The 1,558-nt window shown below is 49.1% G+C and carries 1 protein-coding gene and 1 pseudogene; one reads left to right on the top strand and one right to left on the bottom strand.

Annotation, left to right across the window (positions count from 1 at the left end):
- Positions 1-1,025: VENN motif pre-toxin domain-containing protein (locus tag RT657_RS19560; RefSeq protein ID WP_313656414.1), on the top strand; the 1,025-nt coding region annotated here is incomplete at its 5' end.
- 310 nt (positions 1,026-1,335) lie between these two features.
- On the opposite strand, the pseudogene RT657_RS19565 reads toward RT657_RS19560, so the two are convergent.
- A pseudogene (locus tag RT657_RS19565) lies at positions 1,336-1,523 on the bottom strand (SymE family type I addiction module toxin).
- Positions 1,524-1,558 lie beyond the last annotated feature (35 nt).

Here is a 1,558-nt window from a genome sequence, read left to right on the forward strand (position 1 = left end):
GCGCGTCGGGCGCGGCGATGGGCGAGTACATCGCGCAGCAGATGTATCCGGGCGTCAGGCACAAGGACCTGAGTGAGGAGCAGCGCCAGACGATAAGCGCGCTGGGCACGCTGGCGGCGGGCCTTGCGGGCGGCGTGACCGGCGACAGCACGGCGGGCGCGGTGGTAGGTGCGCAGGCTGGGAAGAATGCGGTTGAGAATAACTTCCTGGGCGCGACTTCTTCCGACAAGCTCGACAAAGCCATTGAGAAAATTAAAAACGGTGATAAGTCATTAGCTACAGCCAATGAGCTTATTAAGCTGGAAAATGCCGACAAACGCAGTGATGCGCTGGTTTCTAAATTTACTAAAGACCCTACACAGATGAATAGTACTGAGCGGGCTGAATTGGCCGGATATCTTCGTATTTATGCTTCTGAAATGGAAAAAGCCTACGGGCCCGCAGTAGCACAACAGCTGGTTACCGGGCTGCTCTCTGGCCAGGGTTACATGAAACGTAAACCTGATTCTGAAGCCATGTCTAAAGCTCAGAGCATCATGAATACCTGGGGCTACCATAAATCCAATGCCAGTATAGGTGATGCGCCGCTGATGTTTGGTGGAAGTGTACTGGGCACGACGATAAAAGAAGGGATGGCGCTGAATGCGGCAATCGGCGTGGGTGTAAATACCGGTGTGCAGCTTACCGGAAAAGATCCGTTCAGTTATGTGGATGCGATTATTGCGGGGGTGACAGCAGCAGCGACAACGGGTAAAGGTATCATTGCTTCAGCTCCTGTTAACATGGGAGGTGCGGCGATAGGGAGCGGGATTAAGGGGGAAGATCCAACTAACTCTATGGCTGGTGCTGGCGCTGGTACTGTAGCTGGAGGTATTGGTGGTGTCATAATAAAAGGCGTAACATTGAAAGTTGCAGAAGAGGCTGTTTCTGATTTAACAGGCACTATTGGTGGTAGCTATATCAGTGAGGAAGCAGGAAATTTTGTAAAAGGTCATTTAGATGAAAAGAGAAAAAATGAAAAGTAATTTTCTCTTATTAATAAAATTGATAATCATGTGCCTGATATTGTTTTTATTTTTTAATTTTATATCGGTACTCCTTGGGTCAGTAATTATTTATTTCAAGAAAGATTCTTTCCCGTTCAGTTGGAGCGATGTTTTTGATTCTTTCTTTAAATCTGGATATGTCGGCGGCCTTATTTTGGGTGTCGGACTCTGGTTAAAAATCTGGTTTAAGGAAAGAAAAACCCGCAAGTTGCCGCCATCCGATCCTGAGTAATCTTACCAATCCCGGCCAGCGAGCCGGGATTTTACCTTACTTCTAAGTTAGTTAACTTTAATTCACCAGCCAGATGATTAGCTCTCCTGGCCCGGTGATCACCTCGATCTTCTGCCCGGTCGTAAAGCTCAGCTTTTTCAGTTATCGGCTTTAAGAGGCAGCTGTGGCAGCGGTTTCACCTGGCCTCTGTCAGGCCGGTATCCCACTCTGTAATAACGCGCCTGTGATTTACCGGCGGCGGATATCGCGCGGACGGAGGGGCAGATAGCGGCGACGAAAG

This window comes from Pantoea sp., from assembly GCF_032114055.1.
Taxonomy (GTDB): domain Bacteria; phylum Pseudomonadota; class Gammaproteobacteria; order Enterobacterales; family Enterobacteriaceae; genus Pantoea.